Source organism: Microbacterium sp. ZW T5_56 (assembly GCF_044987425.1).
Taxonomy (GTDB): domain Bacteria; phylum Actinomycetota; class Actinomycetes; order Actinomycetales; family Microbacteriaceae; genus Microbacterium.
Genome location: NZ_JBJDRI010000023.1, coordinates 44,304 through 64,584, shown reverse-complemented (window position 1 = coordinate 64,584; position 20,281 = coordinate 44,304). Strand labels below are relative to the sequence as shown.

General features: G+C 65.6%; 22 protein-coding genes. 10 read left to right on the top strand and 12 right to left on the bottom strand.

Annotated features, from left to right (window positions below):
- The first annotated feature begins 27 nt into the window (after positions 1 to 27).
- The 6 genes from ACI3KU_RS12290 (at position 28) to lnt (ending at position 7,265) form a co-directional block, all read left to right on the top strand.
- Positions 28 to 1,011, top strand: coding sequence for a helix-turn-helix transcriptional regulator (locus ACI3KU_RS12290; protein WP_404922585.1), 984 nt, complete (start codon positions 28 to 30; stop codon positions 1,009 to 1,011).
- Positions 1,011 to 2,000 carry a helix-turn-helix transcriptional regulator gene (locus ACI3KU_RS12285; protein WP_404922584.1) on the top strand — a complete coding sequence of 330 codons (990 nt, stop codon included), beginning with the start codon at positions 1,011 to 1,013 and terminating at the stop codon, positions 1,998 to 2,000. Before ACI3KU_RS12290 ends, ACI3KU_RS12285 begins: the two co-directional genes overlap by 1 nt.
- Positions 2,001 to 2,082: 82 nt before the next feature.
- On the top strand, positions 2,083 to 2,364 hold the full coding sequence (gene tatA, locus ACI3KU_RS12280) for a twin-arginine translocase TatA/TatE family subunit (RefSeq protein ID WP_404922583.1): 282 nt from the start codon (positions 2,083 to 2,085) through the stop codon (positions 2,362 to 2,364).
- Between the two features lie 6 nt (positions 2,365 to 2,370).
- A complete protein-coding gene (gene tatC, locus ACI3KU_RS12275; RefSeq protein WP_404922582.1) occupies positions 2,371 to 3,195 on the top strand; it encodes a twin-arginine translocase subunit TatC in 825 nt (274 codons plus the stop codon).
- Positions 3,196 to 3,209: 14 nt separating this feature from the next.
- Positions 3,210 to 5,630, top strand: a complete 2,421-nt coding sequence (locus ACI3KU_RS12270; protein WP_404922581.1) for a DEAD/DEAH box helicase — start codon at positions 3,210 to 3,212, stop codon at positions 5,628 to 5,630.
- A 63-nt stretch (positions 5,631 to 5,693) separates the two neighbouring features.
- Positions 5,694 to 7,265 carry an apolipoprotein N-acyltransferase gene (gene lnt / locus ACI3KU_RS12265; protein WP_404922595.1) on the top strand — a complete coding sequence of 524 codons (1,572 nt, stop codon included), beginning with the start codon at positions 5,694 to 5,696 and terminating at the stop codon, positions 7,263 to 7,265.
- A gap of 76 nt (positions 7,266 to 7,341) precedes the next feature.
- Here the strand turns inward: lnt and ACI3KU_RS12260 are convergent, their stop codons facing one another.
- From ACI3KU_RS12260 to ACI3KU_RS12245, 4 genes are all read right to left on the bottom strand, one after another.
- On the bottom strand, positions 7,342 to 7,701 hold the full coding sequence (locus ACI3KU_RS12260) for an RNA polymerase-binding protein RbpA (RefSeq protein ID WP_404922580.1): 360 nt from the start codon (positions 7,699 to 7,701) through the stop codon (positions 7,342 to 7,344).
- Positions 7,702 to 7,843: 142 nt separating this feature from the next.
- Complete coding sequence (locus ACI3KU_RS12255; RefSeq protein WP_404922579.1) at positions 7,844 to 8,614, bottom strand: glycerophosphodiester phosphodiesterase family protein; 771 nt, start codon at positions 8,612 to 8,614, stop codon at positions 7,844 to 7,846.
- Complete coding sequence (locus ACI3KU_RS12250; protein ID WP_404922578.1) at positions 8,611 to 9,753, bottom strand: SPFH domain-containing protein; 1,143 nt, start codon at positions 9,751 to 9,753, stop codon at positions 8,611 to 8,613. The genes ACI3KU_RS12255 and ACI3KU_RS12250 overlap by 4 nt, the downstream gene beginning before the upstream one ends.
- Positions 9,754 to 9,835: 82 nt before the next feature.
- A complete protein-coding gene (locus tag ACI3KU_RS12245) occupies positions 9,836 to 10,306 on the bottom strand; it encodes an NfeD family protein (protein ID WP_404922577.1) in 471 nt (156 codons plus the stop codon).
- A gap of 121 nt (positions 10,307 to 10,427) precedes the next feature.
- Between ACI3KU_RS12245 and ACI3KU_RS12240 the strand changes: the two genes are divergently transcribed.
- Entirely contained in the window at positions 10,428 to 11,192 is a 765-nt protein-coding gene (locus ACI3KU_RS12240; protein ID WP_404922576.1) for an SDR family oxidoreductase, read from the top strand.
- 59 nt (positions 11,193 to 11,251) lie between these two features.
- On the opposite strand, the gene ACI3KU_RS12235 is transcribed toward ACI3KU_RS12240, so the two are convergent.
- Together ACI3KU_RS12235 and ACI3KU_RS12230 are read right to left on the bottom strand one after the other, a co-directional pair.
- Positions 11,252 to 11,812 (bottom strand): HdeD family acid-resistance protein, encoded by a 561-nt coding sequence (locus ACI3KU_RS12235; protein WP_404922575.1) that lies wholly within the window; start codon positions 11,810 to 11,812, stop codon positions 11,252 to 11,254.
- A 77-nt stretch (positions 11,813 to 11,889) separates the two neighbouring features.
- The gene (locus ACI3KU_RS12230) at positions 11,890 to 13,383 is read right to left on the bottom strand and encodes a DUF1846 domain-containing protein (RefSeq protein ID WP_404922574.1); all 1,494 of its coding nucleotides are present in this window, start codon (positions 13,381 to 13,383) and stop codon (positions 11,890 to 11,892) included.
- 168 nt (positions 13,384 to 13,551) lie between these two features.
- Between ACI3KU_RS12230 and ACI3KU_RS12225 the strand changes: the two genes are divergently transcribed.
- On the top strand, positions 13,552 to 14,208 hold the full coding sequence (locus tag ACI3KU_RS12225; RefSeq protein ID WP_404922573.1) for a DsbA family protein: 657 nt from the start codon (positions 13,552 to 13,554) through the stop codon (positions 14,206 to 14,208).
- 48 nt (positions 14,209 to 14,256) lie between these two features.
- Here ACI3KU_RS12225 and ACI3KU_RS12220 read toward each other — a convergent pair whose 3' ends face one another.
- Complete coding sequence (locus ACI3KU_RS12220; RefSeq protein WP_404922572.1) at positions 14,257 to 14,523, bottom strand: hypothetical protein; 267 nt, start codon at positions 14,521 to 14,523, stop codon at positions 14,257 to 14,259.
- 89 nt (positions 14,524 to 14,612) lie between these two features.
- Positions 14,613 to 15,419 (bottom strand): hypothetical protein, encoded by an 807-nt coding sequence (locus ACI3KU_RS12215; RefSeq protein WP_404922571.1) that lies wholly within the window; start codon positions 15,417 to 15,419, stop codon positions 14,613 to 14,615.
- Positions 15,420 to 15,691: 272 nt separating this feature from the next.
- Between ACI3KU_RS12215 and ACI3KU_RS12210 the strand changes: the two genes are divergently transcribed.
- On the top strand, positions 15,692 to 16,192 hold the full coding sequence (locus ACI3KU_RS12210; protein WP_404922570.1) for a hypothetical protein: 501 nt from the start codon (positions 15,692 to 15,694) through the stop codon (positions 16,190 to 16,192).
- 72 nt (positions 16,193 to 16,264) lie between these two features.
- Here the strand turns inward: ACI3KU_RS12210 and ACI3KU_RS12205 are convergent, their stop codons facing one another.
- Positions 16,265 to 16,837, bottom strand: coding sequence for a DUF308 domain-containing protein (locus ACI3KU_RS12205; protein ID WP_404922569.1), 573 nt, complete (start codon positions 16,835 to 16,837; stop codon positions 16,265 to 16,267).
- A gap of 117 nt (positions 16,838 to 16,954) precedes the next feature.
- On the opposite strand from ACI3KU_RS12205, the gene ACI3KU_RS12200 reads away from it, so the two are divergent.
- Positions 16,955 to 17,560 carry a TetR/AcrR family transcriptional regulator gene (locus tag ACI3KU_RS12200; protein WP_404922568.1) on the top strand — a complete coding sequence of 202 codons (606 nt, stop codon included), beginning with the start codon at positions 16,955 to 16,957 and terminating at the stop codon, positions 17,558 to 17,560.
- Positions 17,561 to 17,857: 297 nt separating this feature from the next.
- Here the strand turns inward: ACI3KU_RS12200 and ACI3KU_RS12195 are convergent, their stop codons facing one another.
- From ACI3KU_RS12195 to ACI3KU_RS12185, 3 genes are read right to left on the bottom strand one after another with little or no spacing between them, the layout of a single operon-like run.
- Positions 17,858 to 18,901, bottom strand: coding sequence for an ImmA/IrrE family metallo-endopeptidase (locus ACI3KU_RS12195; RefSeq protein WP_404922567.1), 1,044 nt, complete (start codon positions 18,899 to 18,901; stop codon positions 17,858 to 17,860).
- An 8-nt stretch (positions 18,902 to 18,909) separates the two neighbouring features.
- Positions 18,910 to 19,776 carry a hypothetical protein gene (locus tag ACI3KU_RS12190; RefSeq protein ID WP_404922566.1) on the bottom strand — a complete coding sequence of 289 codons (867 nt, stop codon included), beginning with the start codon at positions 19,774 to 19,776 and terminating at the stop codon, positions 18,910 to 18,912.
- Between the two features lie 49 nt (positions 19,777 to 19,825).
- The gene (locus ACI3KU_RS12185; RefSeq protein WP_404922565.1) at positions 19,826 to 20,044 is read right to left on the bottom strand and encodes a hypothetical protein; all 219 of its coding nucleotides are present in this window, start codon (positions 20,042 to 20,044) and stop codon (positions 19,826 to 19,828) included.
- Between the last annotated feature and the right edge of the window lie 237 nt (positions 20,045 to 20,281).

The following is a 20,281-nucleotide window of genomic DNA, read 5'->3' as shown; positions in this document are numbered from 1 at the left end:
CGCGTGCAGCGCCCATAGGATGTTGTGGTGGCTGAGAAGATTCCTCCGGAGGAGCGTTTGACGAATCTCGTCGTCGCTCTCATGGCGACCGAGATCGGCCTCACCAAGCAGCAGATCCTGGAATCCGTCTCGGGCTACCGCCAGCGTTACGAGCAGGGTGGGGTGACCACCGCCCTCGAGAAAATGTTCGAGCGGGACAAGGACGATCTGCGAGCCCTCGGCATCCCGATCGAGACGCTGGGGGACCTGGCCGACCCCAACGATCTGCGCGAAGCGCGGTACCGCGTGCCGCAGGCCGAGTACGACCTTCCGGGCGACATTACGTTCAGTCCGGCAGAGCTCGCGGTGCTGAGCCTGGCGGGGACGGTGTGGCGTGACGGTTCATTCTCCCGCGACGCACGCTCCGGGCTGCGGAAGATCCGCGCCCTCGGAATCGACGTCGACGAGCCAATCATCGGATTCGCGCCGCGATTGGACCTCACGGCACCGGCTTTCGCTCCGCTGCAGCAGGCCATCGAGAACGCGGAGGTCGTCACGTTCAGCTATCTGAAGCCCGGCGACGCAGCCGCACGCCTGCGCAGGATGAAGCCGCTCGCGCTCATCGACGCGGAGAACCGCTGGCACGTCTACGGCATCGATGCGGACATCGAGGAGGAGCGCACGTTCCTGCTCTCGCGAATCGTCAGCGATGTCGCGCCCACGGGGGAGCGGTTCGACGCCGATCTTCGCGTGGGAGCCGGCGAACGCGGACTCGCTGGACTGCTGGAGGTGCTGGAGCGCAACATCGCGCACCTCGAGGTGAACCCGGGCACTGAGGCGGCACTCCGCCTCAGTCGGCGTTCACGTCCTGCGGCGCGCGGAATCGACGTTCCCTACCTGGATGAGTCGATCTTCGCCGATGAGCTAGCCTCCTACGGGCCGGAGGTCCGCGTGATCGCGCCGGAGCGACTGCGCGACGCCGTGATCGCACGCCTCCGCGCGGTACTCGAACTGCACGAGGTGGCACAGTGATGGCACGTCGCTCCCAGCCGCTGCTGGCACCGGATCGCGTCAAGCTCTACCTCTCGCTGGTGCCGTATCTGGCCGAGCGTGGGCAGGTGACCGTCACGGAGGCTGCCGCCGACTTCGACGTCAGCCCCGAGGACATGCGCCGTATGGTGCAGAAGCTCACGGTGATCGGGCTGCCCGGCGAAGACGGATACTGGCAGCTGGATCAGGATCTCTTCAACATCAACTGGGATCTGCTCGACAGTGAGGACGTCATCGAGCTGACCAACACCGTCGCGCTGCGACGAGTTCCGCGCTTCACCGCTCGTGAAGCCGCCGCGCTGCTTTCGGGACTGCGCCTGGCGCGCGATGTGCCGGGAATGGACGATGGCGGTGTCGTCACCGGACTCATCGAGAAGCTGTCGCGCGGCGCCTCGGCCGCGCCCGCCGACGTGCTCGTCGCTCCGTCCACGACGGACGATGTGCGGCGCGTGGTGGCCGAAGGTCTGCGCACCCACCGTACGGTCCAGTTCACCTACCGCGCCCCCGATGCGGACCCGCTGGTGCGCACCGTCGATCCCGTCAAGGTGCATATGACCAGCGGGGAGTGGTACCTGCAGGGTTGGTGCCACCTCAGGCGCGCCATGCGCACCTTCCATCTCGCCCGCGCCAGTGATCCGGTGCTGCTGGATCTGCCGGCCGAACACAGTGCTGAGCACGCCAGCGAGCTGTTCGGTGGCATGAACACCGCCCCGTCAGCGGCACCCGAGGACGTCGCGGCCACCATCCGCTTCGCCACGAGCACGGCACCCCTCGTCGGCGACTACCTCTCGCGCGCCGAGGCATCCAGCGAAGCCGGCATCACGACCGCTCGTGTCAACGTCGGCGATCCACGGTCATTGAAGCGGCTCGCCGCACGCCGCGGTGGTGCCGTCGAGGTGGTCGCACCGCCGGTAGCGCGCGCCGCTGTGGCCGAGTGGGCGCGGGCTGCGCTCGATCAGTACACGACGTAGTTCCTTTCCGTCTGCCCGGTCCGGGCATGTCGGCGAGGATGCGGGCTAGACTGCACACAGACTTCACGAACGGAGACCACACATGCTCGGTAACCTCACCGGCTGGCACCTGCTGCTTGTTCTCGCCGTCATCCTGCTGTTGTTCGGTGCTGCGAAGCTCCCCGCGCTCGCCAAGAGCATGGGTCAGTCCGCGCGCGCATTCAAGGGCGAAATGAACGCGATGAAGGAAGACGATGCGCAGCGTGCGTCCTCCCCGACCGACACCACGGCGACGAACGCGACCCCCGGCGTCACGCTGAACGGCGTATCCGAGGGCACGGTCATCAACGGAACGGCTGCGAAGCCCACCGATCCCGCGGCCTGACGCCCTATGGCGACACCGCCCATCGACGACGCCACTGTCGAGGCGCCCCCCAGCGAAAAGCGCATGTCGCTGGGGGAGCACCTCCGTGAGGCACGTCGTCGCATCATGATCTGCGCCGCCGCGATTCTCGTGGCGGCGATCATCGGCTTCATCTTCAGCGGGCTGGTGCTCGATGTTCTGTCCGGCCCCATCGAACTCGTGCGCGAGAATCGTGGCGAGACCGATCCCGGTGCCACCGGACTGATGATCCAGACGGTGACCGGCGCGTTCGACCTGCGCATGAAGGTCGCCTTCTCCATCGCCATCTTCCTGGCGGCGCCCGTGTGGCTCTGGCAGATCTGGGCCTACATCATGCCGGCGATGACGAAGAAGGAGAAGCGCTACACGCTGGGCTTCACGCTCGCCGCTGTCCCGCTGTTCTTCCTCGGCTGCTACGTCGGCTTCAGCGTTGCCCCGCACGTGGTCGAGATCATGGCGTCCTTCCTTCCGGAAGGGGTAAACGCCCTGTATGACTACACGTACTACTACGACTTCATGTTCAAGCTGCTCCTCGCAGTGGGCGTTGCGTTCGTGATCCCGGTGTTCTTGGTCGCACTCAACCTCACCGGCATCATGAGTGGGCGGGACATCCTCAAGGGCTGGCGCGTGGCGATTCTCATCGCCACGATCTTCGCAGCGGTCACCACCCCGGGCGCCGATGTCACCTCCATGTTGCTGCTTGCCGGCATCCTGATCGTGCTGTATTTCCTGGCTGCGCTGGTGTGTCTGCTCTTCGACCGCCGCAAGCGCAAGCGAATGGACGCGTTCATGGCTGCGGAGTCGCCTGCGTGAGCTCCCCTTCGGAGATGATCCCCGACGAAACGCTGAGCCGGCCGCACCCGCTGACGAGCTCGTTCGCCAGACTTCAGCGCTTCGACCTGGACCCCTTCCAGATCGCGTCATGCGAAGCCCTGGAGGAGGGCCACGGTGTCCTGGTCGCAGCCCCGACGGGCGCGGGCAAGACCATCGTGGGCGAGTTCGCCATCCACCTCGCGATGCTCACTTCGCGCGACAAGGCGTTCTACACCACGCCGATGAAGGCGCTGTCCAACCAGAAGTTCCGCGAATTGCAGGACGTGTACGGTCCCGAGAACGTCGGTCTGCTCACGGGCGACACCAACATCAACGCGGGAGCTCGGGTGGTCGTGATGACCACCGAGGTGCTGCGCAACATGCTCTACGCCGATTCGCCGGCGCTGCAGGACCTGCGATATGTGGTGATGGACGAGGTGCACTACCTCGCCGACCGCTTCCGCGGCGCCGTCTGGGAAGAGGTGATCATCCATCTCCCCACGGAGGTGAAGATCGTCGCCCTCAGCGCCACGGTGTCCAATGCCGAGGAATTCGGCGACTGGCTCGATACCGTGCGCGGCGACACCGAGGTGATCGTCTCGGAGATCCGTCCCGTGCCGCTTGAGCAGCACGTGCTTTTCCGCGGCGATCTGATCCCGCTGTTCGATGAACGCAGCTCCGCAGCCGCCCACGAGGTGAATCGCGAACTGCGCCGTCAGGGTCGGAGCGCCCTGTACGAGAACAATCGCCGAACGCTGCACGGGCGCTCCGAAGGACGCCGCGGCAAACCGTCGTATCAGCGACACGCACCGGCGCGCGCCGATCGGCTCGATCGCTCCGACGTGATCAAGCTGCTGGACCGTGACTCCCTGCTGCCGGCCATCTTCTTCATCTTCAGCCGCGTCGGCTGCGATGCCGCTGTCGCGCAGACACGCCGTGCCGGGATCCGCCTGACCACGGGGGAGGAGCGGGCGGAGATCCGCCATATCGTCGAAGCCCGTACCCGTTCCCTGCCCGATGAGGATCTAGGAATCCTCGGATACTTCGAGTGGCTCAATGACCTCGAGCGGGGGGTGGCGGCGCATCACGCCGGCATGCTGCCCGCGTTCAAGGAGACCGTCGAGGAGCTGTTCCGGCGCAAGCTCGTCAAGGTCGTGTTCGCCACCGAGACCCTCGCGCTCGGCATCAACATGCCGGCGCGCACAGTGGTGCTGGAGAAGCTGGAGAAATTCAATGGTGAGGCTCGGGTAGCGATCACGTCGGGGGAGTACACGCAGCTCACGGGTCGCGCCGGCCGGCGCGGCATCGATGTCGAGGGTCACGCGGTCATTCAGTGGAGCGACGCCCTGGATCCGCAGTCGGTGGCCGCTCTCGCTTCGCGGCGCACCTACCCGTTGAACTCGTCGTTCCGTCCCACCTACAACATGGCGGTCAACCTGATCGACCAGTTCGGGCGCGGGCGTGCCCGCGAGATCTTGGAGTCCTCGTTCGCGCAGTTCCAAGCCGATCGCTCGGTGGTCGGGGTCGCGGCGAAGGTGCGTGATGCAGAGGAGTCGCTCACGGGCTACCGCAACGCGATGACCTGCGATCGCGGCGACTTCCTGCAGTACTCCTCGATCCGGCGTGAGCTCAGCGACCTCGAGAAGCAGAACCGGACTGACGTCACCGCTGCGCGTGGGAAGCGAGAGAAGCGGGTCAAGCGGATCGCGAACCTGCGCACGGCGATGCAGCGGCACGCGTGCAACAGCTGCCCCGATCGGGAGGCGCACGCGCGCTGGGCCGAGCGGTACTGGAAGCTCAAGCGCGAGGTCGATCGGATGCGCAAGCAGATCGCTACCCGCACGGGAACCGTCGCCCGCGTTTTCGACCGCGTGGTCGACGTGCTCGAGACGATGGACTACGTCCGCACCGACGACGATGGTCAGGCCATCATCACCGATGCTGGTGCGCGCATGCAGCGCATCTACGGCGAACGAGACCTGCTGGTCGCAGAATGTCTGCGCACTGGCCTGTGGCGAAACCTCGACGCTCCCTCGCTCGCGGCGCTCGCCAGCACCCTCGTCTATGAGCCGCGAAGGGGCGAAGAGGGCGGTTCCGAACGGGGTCTGCCGCGTGGCGCCTTCCGCATCGCGCTCACGGAGACCCAGAAGCTGTGGTCTGAGCTCGACGATCTGGAACGCGACCACCAGCTTCCCGGGTCCGAACCGCCCGCGACCGGCATCGCGCAGGCGATGCACTCATGGGCTCGTGGGTCGCTACTGGACGGTGTCCTCGACGAGGCCGACCTCGCGGCTGGTGACTTCGTCCGCTGGACCAAGCAGACCATCGATCTGCTGGATCAGATCGGGACGGTGGCCGATGGCGAGCTGGCGGCCACCGCTCGGCGCGCGCTTGATGCTATCCGCCGCGGAATCGTGGCGTACACCGGTCTCTGAGCACCGCCAACCTAGGCTGATCCAGTGCCCGAATCTGTAGTGCCCGCGGACCCTTCCGTCGTCGTGGATCGCTCTGCCCGCAGGTCTTCGGTTCGAGAGGCCCGCCGCCAGCGCCTCGGGCGACCGGTGCTGCCGCTCTGGGCTGCGCTCCTCGTCGCGGCGCTGGCGGGTCCCGTCCTTGACTCGGCCTATCCGTCACTCGGCATCTGGCCTCTGGCGTTCGTCGGCGTCGCGCTTTCGCTGCTTCCGTTGATCGGACGTGGTGTCTGGTCGTCACTCCTCGTCGGATTCGTGTTTGGCGCCTCGTTCTACCTGATCCACATCATGTGGATCACGCGCTACCTGGGCCCGATTCCCTGGTTCGCCCTGGGGCTGCTTGAGGCGGTGTTCATCGCTCTCGGTTCGGTCTTGATCACCCTCGCCTATCGGTGGCTGCCCCGCGCGCTCCCTGGGCGCTGGGCGCGACTCATCGTGCTTCCGATCCTCGTCGGCGGGATCTGGACGGCGCGCGAGCTCTTCCAGGGCTCGTGGCCCTACACGGGGTTCCCGTGGGCGCGCATCGGGATGAGCCAGTCAGAGAGCCCGCTCGCTCACCTGGTGAGCTGGGTCGGCGTCAGCGGACTGAGCTTCCTGATGGTTGCCGTGATCGCGGCCGCGATGGAGGTGGTCCGCACCCGCCGCCCGCTCGGCTTCCGTCCATTGTCTTTGGCCCCGGTGGCCGTCGGTCTCATCCTGTTGTTCGCCGTCCCGCAGTTCCCGACGACGGACGCCGGCACGATGCGCGTCGGCAGCGTGCAGGGCAACGGGCCCAACGGCTACTTCGACGACCACACGCCCAACGCCGTCATCCAAGCCCAGCTGGACGCCACAGCGCCCGTGCTGGACGACCATGTCGATCTCCTGCTGTGGCCGGAGGGCGGAATCGATTCCGACCCGCTCAACAACGACACCACCGCGCGTGCCCTCACACGTCTCAGCGAGCGTCTCGACGCCCCGCTGCTGGTGAATGCCGCGACGGCCCGCGGGGATGACATCTTCAACACCTCGATGCTCTGGGACGGGGCAGCGGGTGCGGTCCAGCTGCACGACAAGCGCAACCCGGTCCCCTTCGGCGAGTATGTCCCGGATCGAGAGTTCTACGCCGCAATCGTGCCCGATCTCATCGGGTTGATCGGTCGGGAGTACACCCCGGGAACCAACGCCCCGTACATGGATGTGAACGGTGTGGGGGTCGGGCTCGCCATCTGCTTCGACGTCATCTACGACAGCGTGATCTGGGAGGGGGCGTCCGATGGCGCCGAGGTCTTCATGTTCCAGACCAACAACGCCGACTTCCGCGGCACGGACGAGAATCTGCAGCAGCTCGCCTTCGCACGTATGCGAGCGCTGGAGACGGGGCGCAGCGTCGTGAACATCAGCACGGTGGGCACGAGCCAGGTCATCTCACCGAGCGGTGCCACGCTCGACGAGCTCCCTGCGGCTGAGGCCGGAGCCATGATCACCGACGTGCCGCTGCGGACGGGGCTGACCCCCGCGGTTCTCGTCGGATCGGTGATCCAGCTGATCCTGTTCGCGGGAAGCCTCCTCGGCCTGGTCACGGTAGGCATCGCCGCAAAGATCCGCCGCCAGGCATGAGAAGAGGCGCCGCCCGTGGGACGACGCCTCGTGATTTCTCTTCTCGGTGCGAACCGATCGGGTCAGTGCGAGCCGCTCAGGCGGCTGCACCACCGCGACGCTGGCGTACGAACTCCAGGCGCTCCGCGAGCACCTCTTCGAGTTCCTCGATGGTGCGGCGCTCCAGCAGCATGTCCCACGGGGTGCGCACGGCCTTCTCGTCGGCCTGCTCCACCTCGACGTCCTTGCCGTTGACCTGGAGACGTGCCTCGGCACCACAGGTACGGCACTCCCACGTCGCCGGCGGCTCAGCGTCGGCAGCGAAGGTCAGAGTGGTGTCACGGTCGCACTGCGTGCACTTGTAGGTGAACTGTGCGCGGTCCATCAGCACGACGCCGTCCTCACTCTGGAGGCTCTGGGCGCCGAGTCGGATACCGCGAAGGCTACGTTCTGCCATGGTGAATCCTCTCCTCAGCACTCAGGTATAGCCCGTCAGCCTGGGCGGATGGTCAGAAGGGGAGGAACCGAGCAGGAACTCCCAGCGCACACCCAGGTATAACGAAGGATGTTCGGGGTATAAGCGCGCAAAAGGCCGGATGTCACCCGAGCGCGCGCAGCGCCACATCCGCTCGATCCGTGACGATGCCGTCGACACCGAGCGCCACCAGCCGCCGCATCTCCGCGACGTCGTTGATGGTCCAGATGTGCACCTCGACACCTGCCTCGTGTGCCGCGCGGAGAAGGCGCGGCGTGAAGACGTTGATCCCGCTCATGCGCACCGGGATCTGGAGCGCATCGAGGGACGCCAGGATGCGCCGCACGCGACCGCTCTGACGCAGGGCGAGGGCGAGCACGAGGCTGATCATGACGGTGCGCCCGGGCGACGTCGCGGGGGACCCGTCCGCCGCTCGACAGGCGGCAAGCGCTCGGAGTCGTGCTGACTCGTCGAAGCTCGTCAACAGCACGCGATCGGAGTGCGGGGCGATGATGCGGCCGGCGGGCTCCGCCGCCTCGGGCACCTTCACGTCGACGTTGAAACGGAGTTCGGGAAACGCCACCAACAGGTCTGCGAGGGTGATGAGGCCGCCGCGGTCCTGCATGATCGCGGTGAGCTCGGCGAGGGTGACATCGCGCACCCGCCGCTCGTCACCCGTCACGCGCGTGAGCTTCTGATCGTGGAAGATGACGACCTCGCCGTCGGTCGTCAGATGGCAGTCCAGTTCCACGTAGCGAGCGCCGGCCGCATCTGCAGCGGCTACCGCTGCAAGGGTGTTCTCCGCAACACCGGCCGAGGCCTCGTCTGGTGTGACGAGGCCTCGGTGGGCGAGAACGCGCGGGTGGGGCGCGAACTGCAGGTACGGATGCGTCATGCGGGCGGGTTCTGGCCCGAACCGAAGTCGATCGCGGGCGGCTCATCCGCCGGCGGGATCACCAGGGGCTCCGGGATCACCGGGTCCTGCACGACACCATCAATGACGGCGGACGACGGCGGCACCGCGGACGGCGGAATCACGGGGGCATCCGCCGCGGACTTCGCGGCCGCTTCGGCCCGCGTGGCGGGAGCAGGCGTCGTGGGCGGCGGACTCTTCGGCTTCGGGGGAGTCCACGACGACGGCGATGCGCCGCCGGTGAACCCGGAGGCGATGCCCTTCACTGCTTCGGTGAGCTCGCTCGGGATGATCCAAAGCTTGTTCGCCGTGCCCTCGGAGATCTTCGGGAGAATCTGCAGGTACTGGTAGGCAAGCAGCTTGTCGTCCGGCTGGCCCTCGTGGATCGCGTTGAACACGGTCCCAATAGCCTCGGCCTCACCCTGTGCGCGGAGCACGGCTGCCTGCTTGTCACCCTCAGCGCGAAGGATCTCGGCCTGACGCGCACCTTCGGCTTCAAGAATCGCCGACTGCTTCGTTCCCTCGGCGGTGAGGATGGCAGCACGACGATCACGCTCTGCGCGCATCTGCTTCTCCATCGAGTCCTGGATGGAGAGGGGCGGGTCGATCGCCTTCAGCTCCACGCGCGACACACGGATGCCCCACTTGCCGGTTGCCTCGTCAAGCACAGCACGCAGCTGGTCGTTGATCTGGTCCCGGCTCGTGAGCGCCTCTTCCAGGTTGAGGCCACCGACCACGTTTCGCAGCGTGGTGGTGGTCAGCTGCTCGACGGCGCCCAAGTAGTTGGCGATCTCGTAGGTTGCGGCACGAGCATCCGTCACCTGGAAGTAGACGACGGTGTCGATCGAGACAACGAGGTTGTCCTCGGTAATCACGGGCTGCGGCGGGAACGAGACCACCTGCTCGCGAACATCGATGAGTGGCCGGAGCCGGTCGATGACCGGCACCAGGATGTTCAGACCGGGACTGAGCGTCTTGTGGTAGCGACCCAGCCGCTCCACGACGCCTGCGGATGCCTGCGGGATGATCCGGACGGATCGGGCGATGATCACGATGACCACGATGACCAGCACGATGCCGACGATGATGCCGACGATCGTGCCGACGGAGATGTCGTTCATGAGTGCGCCCTCCTTTCCTCGGGGTTCTGCCTCATCGGAGACGACGAGGCGCTGTTCGGGGCGGGTGAGTCGAGGGTGCCTGTCAGGCGTAGGTGCCCTCGACACGGGCGGGCACGACCTCCGCGAGGGCACCGCGGATGACGGTCACCGTCACGGGTGTCTCGGGGGCAAGTGGCAGCCCGTGTGTGCGAGCGGTCCAGATGTCGCCGTTGCTCAGCTTCACCCGGCCCTCGGTGGCGGTGGTGGTCTGCACGACGATGCCCGCCATCCCGATCAGCGCCTCGACGTTGCTCTTGGTCTCATCAGCACCACGTCGCAGGCGCCGCAGCAGCGGAGGCTTGAGCAGGAAGATGAGCAGCAGGCCCGCTACCGCGGCGAGCACGAGCTGAAGCCAGAGTGGACCGCCGAACAGGGCCGTGATGAGTCCGAGCAGGCCGGCGATGCCCAGCATCAGGAACGTGAACTCGAGCGTGAACATCTCGATGACGAGGAAGAGAACGATGAGCACGAGCCAGGCGACCCAGACGAACTGGAGCAGTGTGGTGATGTCCATGGGAGAACCCCCTCTCCTTTAGGAAGCTATCAGATGCCCGCGCTGGGGGAGGGGGACGCGGCCACTTGATAGCGTGGTGTTCACGCGCGATTGCGCCCCCGCACACGTTCAAGGAGTACTCGTGTCCCAGATCCTCGCCCCCGGCTCTCTCGACGGGAAGACCGCCCTGGTCACCGGGTCGTCCCGCGGTATCGGTGCCGACACCGTGCGCTACTTCGCCGAGGCTGGTGCGAACGTCGTCATCAACTACCGCAACAAGGCGCCGCGCGCCCAGAAGCTCGCGAACGAGCTGGCAGAGCTCGGAGTCGGAACACTGGTTGCCGGTGCCGATCTCACCGATGGCGCCGCCGTCGCCGACATGCTGGGCGCGGCCAAGGACGTCTTCGGCGGAATCGACATCCTCGTGCTGAACGCCTCCGGTGGCATGGAGGGTGGCATGGCCGAGGACTACGCCCTCACGCTCAACCGTGACGCGCAGGTCAACGCCCTGACGGCTGCCCTGGACGTGCTGAACCCCGGCGGGCGCATCGTCTTCGTCACCAGCCACCAGGCGCACTTCATCCGCACGACGCCCACGATGCCGGAGTACGAGGGCGTGGCCCTGTCAAAGCGCGCCGGCGAGGATGCCCTGCGCGAGCTCATCCCCACCATCGAGGAGCGCGGATTCTCCTTCGTGGTGGTGTCGGGCGACATGATCGAGGGAACCATCACCGCGACCCTTCTGGAGCGCGCGAACCCGGGTGCCATCGAGGCACGCCGCGAGTCCGCGGGCAAGCTGCTCAACGTGGCCGAGTTCGCGGCGGAGGTGGCTCGCGCGGCAGTCGAGCCGGTTCCCGCCGACCACACGCGTCTGACAGGCGACGTCAGCGGCTTCGTCGCGGAGTAGTCGGGACACGAGAAAGGCGCTGCCACCGTATGGTGACAGCGCCTTTCTCGTGCGTGGATTCAGCTGCGACCGAGAGTGAACGCGCGAACCAGCTGCACGATGCCCATGACGATCAGCGTGATCGCGATCCACAGCACGATCACCTGGAGTCCGATGAGCGGGGAGAACAGCAGGGCGATGCCGCCGAGGATCGACACGATCGCGTAGAAGATCGTCCATCCCTTTGCGGGGGAGAGGCTCAGGGACGCAAGTGCCGCCGCGCCCTCGAAGATCCAGGCGATGCCGATGAACGTCACCACGATCACGCCCACGATCACGGACGTGGTCGAAGGGTTCATGAACGCCACGATCGCGGCGACCGCGAACAGCACGCCGACCAGCACGTGACCGATGCGTGACCAGACGCCGCCGAGCGGTGCCGTGAGGCCGATCACCGCGTACACGATGCCGGTGAGCAGCGTGTAGAAGGCGAGCACCATCGTCATCGCGACGACGGCGCTGCCTGGCCAGACCAGCATGATGAAGCCGGTGATGAGCGCGAGCGCACCGCCGATGCCAAGCCACAGGCGGACTCGCTTGGCTGTCGACTGCACGGCGTCGGAGAGAGTGTTGTCAGACATATTGCGTCCTTTCCGGGGGATAGGACGAACGTTACACTCCCAGCGGAAACACAGGTACGGGGCTAGCCGTGGTTATTTCAGCGCTTCCGATACAGGTTCTGTGTCTGATACTCCGGCTCACTCGTGACATGCACGCCCAGGCTGCGGAAGATTCCCTCGTCCACGGAGCCCAGGATCACCGAGGTGTGGGCTTCGCAACCGTGCAGCTGCGGGAGCTGGTCCAGCGCCGCCCGCGCTGCGGCGTTCGTCGTCGCGCCGACGGCCAGTGCGATCAGCACTTCGTCGGTGTGGAGGCGGGGGTTCCGGCTTCCGAGGTGGCTCGTCTTGAGCGTCTGGATGGGTTCGATCGTCTCCGGAGCAAGCAGCGCCTCCGAGTCATCCAAGTTGGCGAGCGCCTTGAGGGCATTCAGCAACACGGCGGAGCTGGCACCGAGCAACGCAGAGGTGCGGCCGGTGACGATCGTGCCGTTCGGCAGCTCGATGGCTGCTGCGGGACCCCGCGAGCTCTTCGCGAGATCCCGGGTGGGCTGCACTACCGGGCGATCTGTCTGCGTGATCTCGAGCTGCCCCATGAGCAGCGCGATCCGATCAGAGGCATCCGGGTCGAGTCCTTCGCGGCGCTCCGTGACGAGAGCCTTGAAGTGTCGGCGCAGCACCTCCTGCCGGCTGGCCTCGCGGCAGACCTCGTCATGGCTGATGCAGTGCCCCGCCATGTTCACCCCCATGTCCGTGGGGGAGCGGTAGGGCGAGGAACCGGTGAGCTCCTCGAACAGCCGGTTGAGAACGGGGAAGACCTCCACATCGCGGTTGTAGTTCACGGCCTGTTCGCCGTAGGCCGCGAGGTGGAACGGGTCGATCATGTTCACATCGTCGAGATCGGCCGTCGCGGCCTCGTACGCGATGTTCACCGGGTGGTTCAGGGGGAGGTTCCAGATCGGGAACGTCTCGTACTTCGCGTAGCCGGAGTTGATGCCTCGGGCGTGGTCGTGGAACATCTGCGACAGGCAGGTGGCCATCTTGCCGGAGCCGGGTCCGGGACCGGTGACCACGACGACATCACGCGTGGTCTCGATGTAGTCGTTTCGTCCGAAGCCCTGATCGCTCAGGATCATGCGCACATCGTTGGGATACCCCTTGATGAGATGGTGGCGATACACCTTGAGCCCGAGCCGCTCGAGCTTGCGCTTGAAAGCGGTCGATGCTCGGTCGCCATCCCCGATCTGCGTGATGACCACGCTGCCGACGAACAGGCCCTTCGCACGAAACTCGTCAATGAGACGAAGCACGTCAGCTTCATAGGAGATCCCGAGATCTGCGCGAACCTTGCTGGAGGCCAGGTCCTTCGCCGAGACGGCGATGACGATCTCCACCTCGTCGGCGATCGTCATCAGCATCTCGATCTTGTTGTCCGGGGTGAAGCCGGGCAGCACGCGTGACGCGTGGAAATCGTCGAACAGCTTTCCGCCGAATTCGAGATAGAGCTTCCCGCCGAACTGGGCGCGTCGTGCATTGATGTGCTCCGACTGCATCCGCAGGTATTCGTCGCGGTCGAACCCGATGGTCTGTGGCACTTCGTAGTCTCCTCTTCGCCAGCCTGAAGCCTATCCGCCCCTCGATCAGAAGCCCGTGAGAGACCCCCGGACGGCTCATCGAGCGCTTGCTCAGAGACGACTCATAGGGTCGCTAGCGTCGGATCATCGCCGATCCCGTCCCCACCGTCGACCCCCAGGAGCCGACCCATGAAGACGTCCACCAAAGCAACCCTCATCTCGATCGCCGTGGTTGTTCTTCTGGCCATCGCCGCGGTCTTCATCGTCCTTCTCAATCGCCCCTCGGCTCCGACAGCGGCCGAGACGAATGGCGCGCTGACTGGCACACGCGCGAACTCGCACGTTGTCGATCGAGCGGGGGAGGACGCCCCGACGCTGGTGGAGTATCTCGATTTCGAGTGCGAAGCCTGCGCAGCCTTCCACCCCGTGATCGCGGAACTGCGGGAGCACTACGACGGGCGCCTCAACTATGTTGTGCGGTACTTTCCGCTGGCCGGTCATTTCAATTCGATGAACGCGGCGCTTGCCGTCGAGGCGGCGGCGCAGCAGGATCGATTCCTCGAGATGCACGACAAGATGTTCGACACCCAGGCCGAGTGGGGCGAGCAGCAGGTGTCTGCGGCCGACACGTTCCGCGGCTATGCCGAAGAGCTCGGCCTCGACCTCGCCGCGTATGACGCGGCCATCGAGGACCCCGCGACCCGAGCGCGGATCGAAGAGGACATGAACGACGGAAAGCTCGCGGGAGTCCGTGGAACGCCGACATTCGTCCTCGACGGCAAGCGGCTGGAGCTGATGCAGCTCACCGATCTCACCGACGCAATCGACTCGGCGCTCGCGCGCTGAGGCACGGGCAGAGGGACGCGCCACGCAGGACGCGTTCCTCTGGCTTGGCTACGGTCGGCGATACAGCGTCTCGTAACGCCAGCCGGTCTTGCCGTTCACCGTCACCTTCGCGCATTCAGAGCCGCCATAGAGGATGTAGCCCTGCCGGATGAAGTTGCGCGCGCTCACCCAGCTCGCTGTGACGCACTGACTCTTCGTCGCGTACAGCGGACTACGGAGCACCGCGGCCTGAGCGGGCGCGGCAGCGACGATACTGCCGCCGACCAGGATGCCCGTGACGACCAGAACTCCGGCGATGCGTTGCTTGAACTTCATGATGTTTCCCCCTTGTCGCGGGCTGGATCACCCGCGAATACGGTCCAACATAGCGAACCGGCGCGTCTCCTGGGGTGCTGTCCTGCCCATCAGTGGGGTGAGCGCAGTTCGTCCTCAGGGCGCAGCGCGGTGGCGGGGGAGCAGCCGAGCTCGCCGGGCTGAAGAAGGATCTTGGGCACGTCAAGCACCGCAACGCCCTCCTCGGTCCGCTTCACGAGGAGACAGTCCGCCGCATCACCCATCGCGAATCCGATCTCCCCGTCAGCGACCAGCGCCCGAGGTTCGAACGCCACTTCGCGTTCGCCGGTGGGCTGCGTCATGCGCTCCGCTACCTCGGCCGCGATGTCCTGAGTGGTGACAGCGTCGGGCGCAGCGGTCAGGATCTCGACGACGAGCTCCTCCGTACCATCCGGAATGACCACCACAGCACGCGTGTCGACGGGTGGGGTGATCCGCGTCGCGTGAGACGGGCACTCGATCTCAGGTGCGACCTGTTCATCAATGCTCCAGCCGCGCCGATCAGGCGTGGACACGCCCCAGTAGTCGACGGTCGACTCGAAACACGCGACATACGTGTCCCCCGTCAGCACACCGCGCACACTGACTCGGTACTGCAGGACGCCCAGCGGCTCGCCGTGCACAGCATCGGGATAGACCTCGTAGCCGACGAGCTCGACGTCATGACTCTTGCGCGTGTCCTCGTCAGCCCAGCGCACGTAGTCATCCATCAGGTCTGTGCCGTGGCGGTAGAGCCCGCGGGAGATGTCTGCCGCGGCGGATTGCGCGGCTTCATGAGTCGCCGAACCCGCGGACGGCTCGCTGGTGCATCCAGTCATGATCAGCGCCGCGGCGACCACCACGAGGCTGCGCGACAGGGTGAGAAGTGGACGCTGCACTCTCTCAGCCTGGACGACGCCGTGCGCTCGGGCAAGAGGATCGATGCCCGAGTCAGGCCTGTTCGTCGGAGGGGCACCGATCACGGCCGGAACAAGCACGACCATCACGGTCGTCAACACGGCAACCCCGAGATGGCGATGCGAAGGTCGAATGCGCCGGCCAGTGGGCCCACATAGGGCGGCCTGCGAGGAATCCGGTGTAAGGATGACGCTCAGGTCTCGATCGGATCACAGCGCAGGACAGAAGCATGGGCCAGGAGCACACTGTGGGCATGGGGACCACCAGCGCCAATCACCGCCGACTGCGCACCTCGGCATCGATAGTCGGGCTGCTTCTCGCCGTTGCACTTACCGGCTGTTCGCCTGAAGTGCTGGGGACCGCGGGACTGACTCGGGGTCCTGACGGCAACCTTGCTGCGCTCGTCGTCGCCTGCGAAGGGCACATCACACAGGTGTTCGTCAACACCGGCTCCCGCACGGGTGTTGAGCAGACTCCGAAGTGGACCGGCGACGTCGCGGCACCCGCCGCACAGGTCGTCGAATTTGGCGTGCGTGTTGATGAGCTTCCGGCGACGGCGCGGCTGTCGCTGTACGGCGGCGGAACGTACGACGGCTTCTGGTCCGACAAGGGGCAGCTCTGGGGCCAGGGACCGGTGCCCGTGCAACTCTTACAGAACCTTGAACCTGATGAGGTCGCCGATTGGGACACCGCACGGCACGAGTACGTTGCGGTTACACGCGACGTGTTCATCAAAGAGAGTGGCGGCTGCTAGCGGGCTCACCCCCCGCAGCCGCTGGCCGCGCACAGGGGGAGACGCAGAGCCACGCTTGGCGCGTCCGGCAACTCACGCGTCGTGACGAAGCTTCACGCTGAGTCGGATCGCCGACACCAGGAAGAAGATGGCGCCAACGGCGGCGTATCCCGCAACCCCGACGATTGCCGTGCTTCCTTGCAGGCCCTGGAAGAGGAACGCCGCGCCGGCGAAGACAGAGATTCCTCCGGAGAGCATCTGGGGGACCTGACCACCCGAGCGGCGATTGCGGATCGCGGTGATCAGCTGGGGGATACCGGCGACGATGGCCCACGCGCCCCACACGGCGAGGGCGGCAGAGAGGGAGAACGATGACGCAATTCCGATCGCGATGGCGACGGCCACGCTCACACCGATGCTGGCCACTTCGGAGACCCGCGAACGCTGATGGTCCGGGTTAGCTCGCAGCTGCCACAGCACGGCGCCCGCATCGAAGAGCGGGTAGATGATGAGGAATGCCGTCAGCGCGATGGACGGCTGGGCGACGGAGAGCGCCACAGCGACCATCACGCCCACCCAGATGATCGCGAAGGCGAAGCGGACGAAGTAAAGGCTGCGCAGCGACCGGCTATATCCGAGTGTCGTCGCGCTCTCTGTCGTGGTCATGATCTTCCTGTCTTATAGCGTTTGTGAGACCTAGTAGAGGTACTAGTTCGTCTACATAGTTGAAGGTAGACTACTTCGTACACCAGCGCAACTGGTACCGAAAACTCGGAGGTGCACATGCACGCAGCGACATCAACGGAGGCGGCGCCCCGCCGGTCCGCCAGCGCCACGCGCGACCGGATCCTCGAGGCGAGCAGTCGGCTGTTCTATGCGCAGGGAATCCGAGCGACGAGCGCCGATCGCATCATCGAAGAAGTGGGCATCACGAAGGTCACCTTCTATCGCCATTTCCACACGAAGAGCGACCTGACCGTCGCGTATCTCGTCCAGCAGGCCGCCATGGAGCGCGGATGGTTTGAGAGCGCGCGCGTCCCGGGCGAACCTGTCGCATCCTTGCGCGCGATCGCGGCCGGCATCGGCACGGCGAGCTGCAACCCGGGATTTCGAGGGTGCGCCTTCATCAATGCGGCCGCGGAGTTCGCCGACATCGACGATCCCGTGCGCACCACAGTGAACGAGCATCGCGCCTGGATGCTGAGCGAGTTCGCCAGCATCGCCGCCGAGGCCGGCGCAGACGATGCCGAGCAGGTCGCACGAACACTCATGATGCTGCGAGACGGCGCCATGGTGAACGGCTACCTGGGCGACGCCGACAGCGTGGCGGAGTCCCTGGCGGTCGGCTTCGATGCGGCGCTGGCAGCGGCGACGCGAGACGATCGATGAGCTGATCCGCAATTGCCGATAATGCACATTATGTCAGATGGTGCTCTGCGACATGCGGATCGGGACGAGCGCCAGTCTTCTCTGCCTTTGTACGGTTTCTCTTTCGTTCGAATTGGGTGGTCTCCTCATTGCGTGCGCTCCCCCGTGGTGGACGCCGGACCACGATCACCGCTGCGACATCGACCGGCGCGTTGACCGCCGTTGGCGTCTCCGCTCAGTTCGGGATCCTTCCCCGCGGCGTCGACGCACCGCCCATAGCGAACCGTCCATACTTGAAGGTCTGCCGCGCTGACCAAGTCAGACGCATTCGTGCTCGACTTCGCCGGACTGTTCGGCGACGGAGAGCGCCATGAAACACATCTTGCAGAACGTCTCTATGCGTTCGCACGAGCACCAGGCGCACTCTGCGCATTTCGGGTCGCCGCATGCGTCGTGGATTTCCACGGTCTCGTCAACGATGAACACCTCCCCGCAGGCGGGATTTGAGCATTCATGCCAGCGGCGGATCCACTCCTGCTGTCGTCCGTATACCTGGGTCGGCGTGATGACGGCGAACGCGTACCCGCCGGTGTGGTCAACGACGAGCTCCGCCGTTAGGTCTGTCTGCGCCCACCCAGACATCGCCCGAAGCCCCGTCTGGAGGGGTGCAGTGAGACTGCCGCTGGCATTGGCTGCCTGGCCGAAGAGGCGTGCGAGGTCCGGTTGAACAATGCCGCGAGCGGGAGCAAAGACCTCGTCGTCGGTTGCGCGGGCGAAGATGACCCGACCTTCGAAGTCACACACGACGACGGTTCCGGCGCGGCCGGTGGACGTGAGCTCCATCATGCGGCTTGCGACCGCTGACCGTGACGCTCGGACCTTTGCGTACACGCTCGCGAGAGCCCGCGCACTCAGCCCAGCGTGGTCGAAGACAACGCCTTCCGGGATGAGCACGGCGGCTGCGAAAGCGTCAGCGACTTTCTCCTCGACCTTGTCCCCTCGGGCCGCGGGGAAGGAATAGCGGATGTCCGCCCAGTCAGCATGGTGCCGTTGTACATGGTGACCATACTCATGGACGATGGTGAAGTTGTCTCGCCCAGTCGATAGTGACGGATGAACGACGATGACTGAGGGCTTGCCGTCTCGGTATCGGTAGTATCCGTAGACCGAGCAAGTCGGAGCGAAGTCGGTGGCGTATTCAAGCTCCACCTCGAGGTTGTTGACAACCGCAGACTCGGGATCTTCCCCGAGAGCGGTGATGTCGATGACACCACGTTCCGCTTCCAGGCGTATGAGCTCATCCGCGATGCCGCGGTAGTCGTTCCGTTCGACCATGAGCCGGAACTGTTCAAGCTCCACCACGCCCACGATTAGCGCGCTGTTCGAAGTCTGTCGATGGTTGCCTGCATCCGCGCGTGCGCGTCCCCGTCGGAGCGAGCGGCGAGACCGTATTCGCTGCGGACTATGTTGCGCGCGTGAGCCTCTGAGACGTTCCGTGACTTGGCGAGGTCGAGTATCGACTCTTTGAACGATGGTTCTATCAGCATCAGCGCGCCCGCGTCGGTCCCCGGATTTAGCAAGGCATCGGGCTCTACACGGAGGGCTGCGGCCAGAACTGCCACCTGCTCATCTGTCGGAGCGATCTCGCCCCGGATGAGGCTTATGGCGGGTGCGGTATCGATTTGGAGAATGCCGGCTAAGTCTCCGACCTGCACGCTCCGAGCTCGGAGAACGTCAGCGTTCAGCGGAGAGATGCCGGCGGACAGCTTCGGCCATGTGTCGAGGCAGATTCGCTCCCAACGCTCTACCATCTCGTCGCTCATCGCGTGTGCTTCCTCGCCCCCGACGGTGCGAGGGGCCAGCGGCAGGGGGTACTCGGCCCCTCCGTCGTCGATAAGGGCCTCGACAATGCGCATTGTCCGCGACGTTAGCATCGAACCGTAATTTCGGTGAAGCATGTGAAGGCCGATCCCGGTCTCACGTGCCGGCCAGGCGAGTAGCGGTGCGCCCAGCGGCGTGGACGCGACCTCAAGGACGTCCTCGAAGACGGGCGAGTCGGCGGTGGTCACCGGCCAGCAGAGGACGAACGTCGTGTGCACGCTGGCGAGAACGGCGAGGCCCAGTGCTTCGCCATCAGTGGAGATGAGCCAGAGGTCCCCAGCTTCCGGAGACGTCGCACTCTGGCTGTGCCAGGCCTCGGGGGCGACACCGAATGGCGGGGTGTCAAGCGTGAACATGCGGGAGCGCTTTCGATTCGGGTAGTGAGAGTCGTTCAACGTATCAGAGTCACGGGTCGTTGCGGGACATGTAGTGCGCCATGACCGAGCCGAGCAGAGGCTCGGTCAGCGTTGCCTTGTAGGCGCACCACGTCAGGTCGCCTGTCCACCGCTTCTTCACGGAGCGCAGGTAGCGGTACGTCCACCAACCGCCTTCGGTGAGCCCAAGCGACGTGTCTGCGGGGCTGATGAGGTCCTCGCCGTTGCCGACAGACGTCGTCCTCGACATCGCTTTCCAAATGTACTCATTGGACGGCAGTTCCGCTACGCAGACCATAGGTCGCGGCGTCGGGTGGGCGTCCCCTTCGAGGGTTGCGTCGGGGTGGACGTTGTAGATGTCCCCGCGTTTGGCGTCAGCACCTGGCATGCGCACACGCTACCGGAAACCGGCTCTCCCCCCGGCGGGGCGCGCCAGTCTCACACCCACGCACATCGGCCAATCGCGAGCGCGGATCGCGCAGCCGGG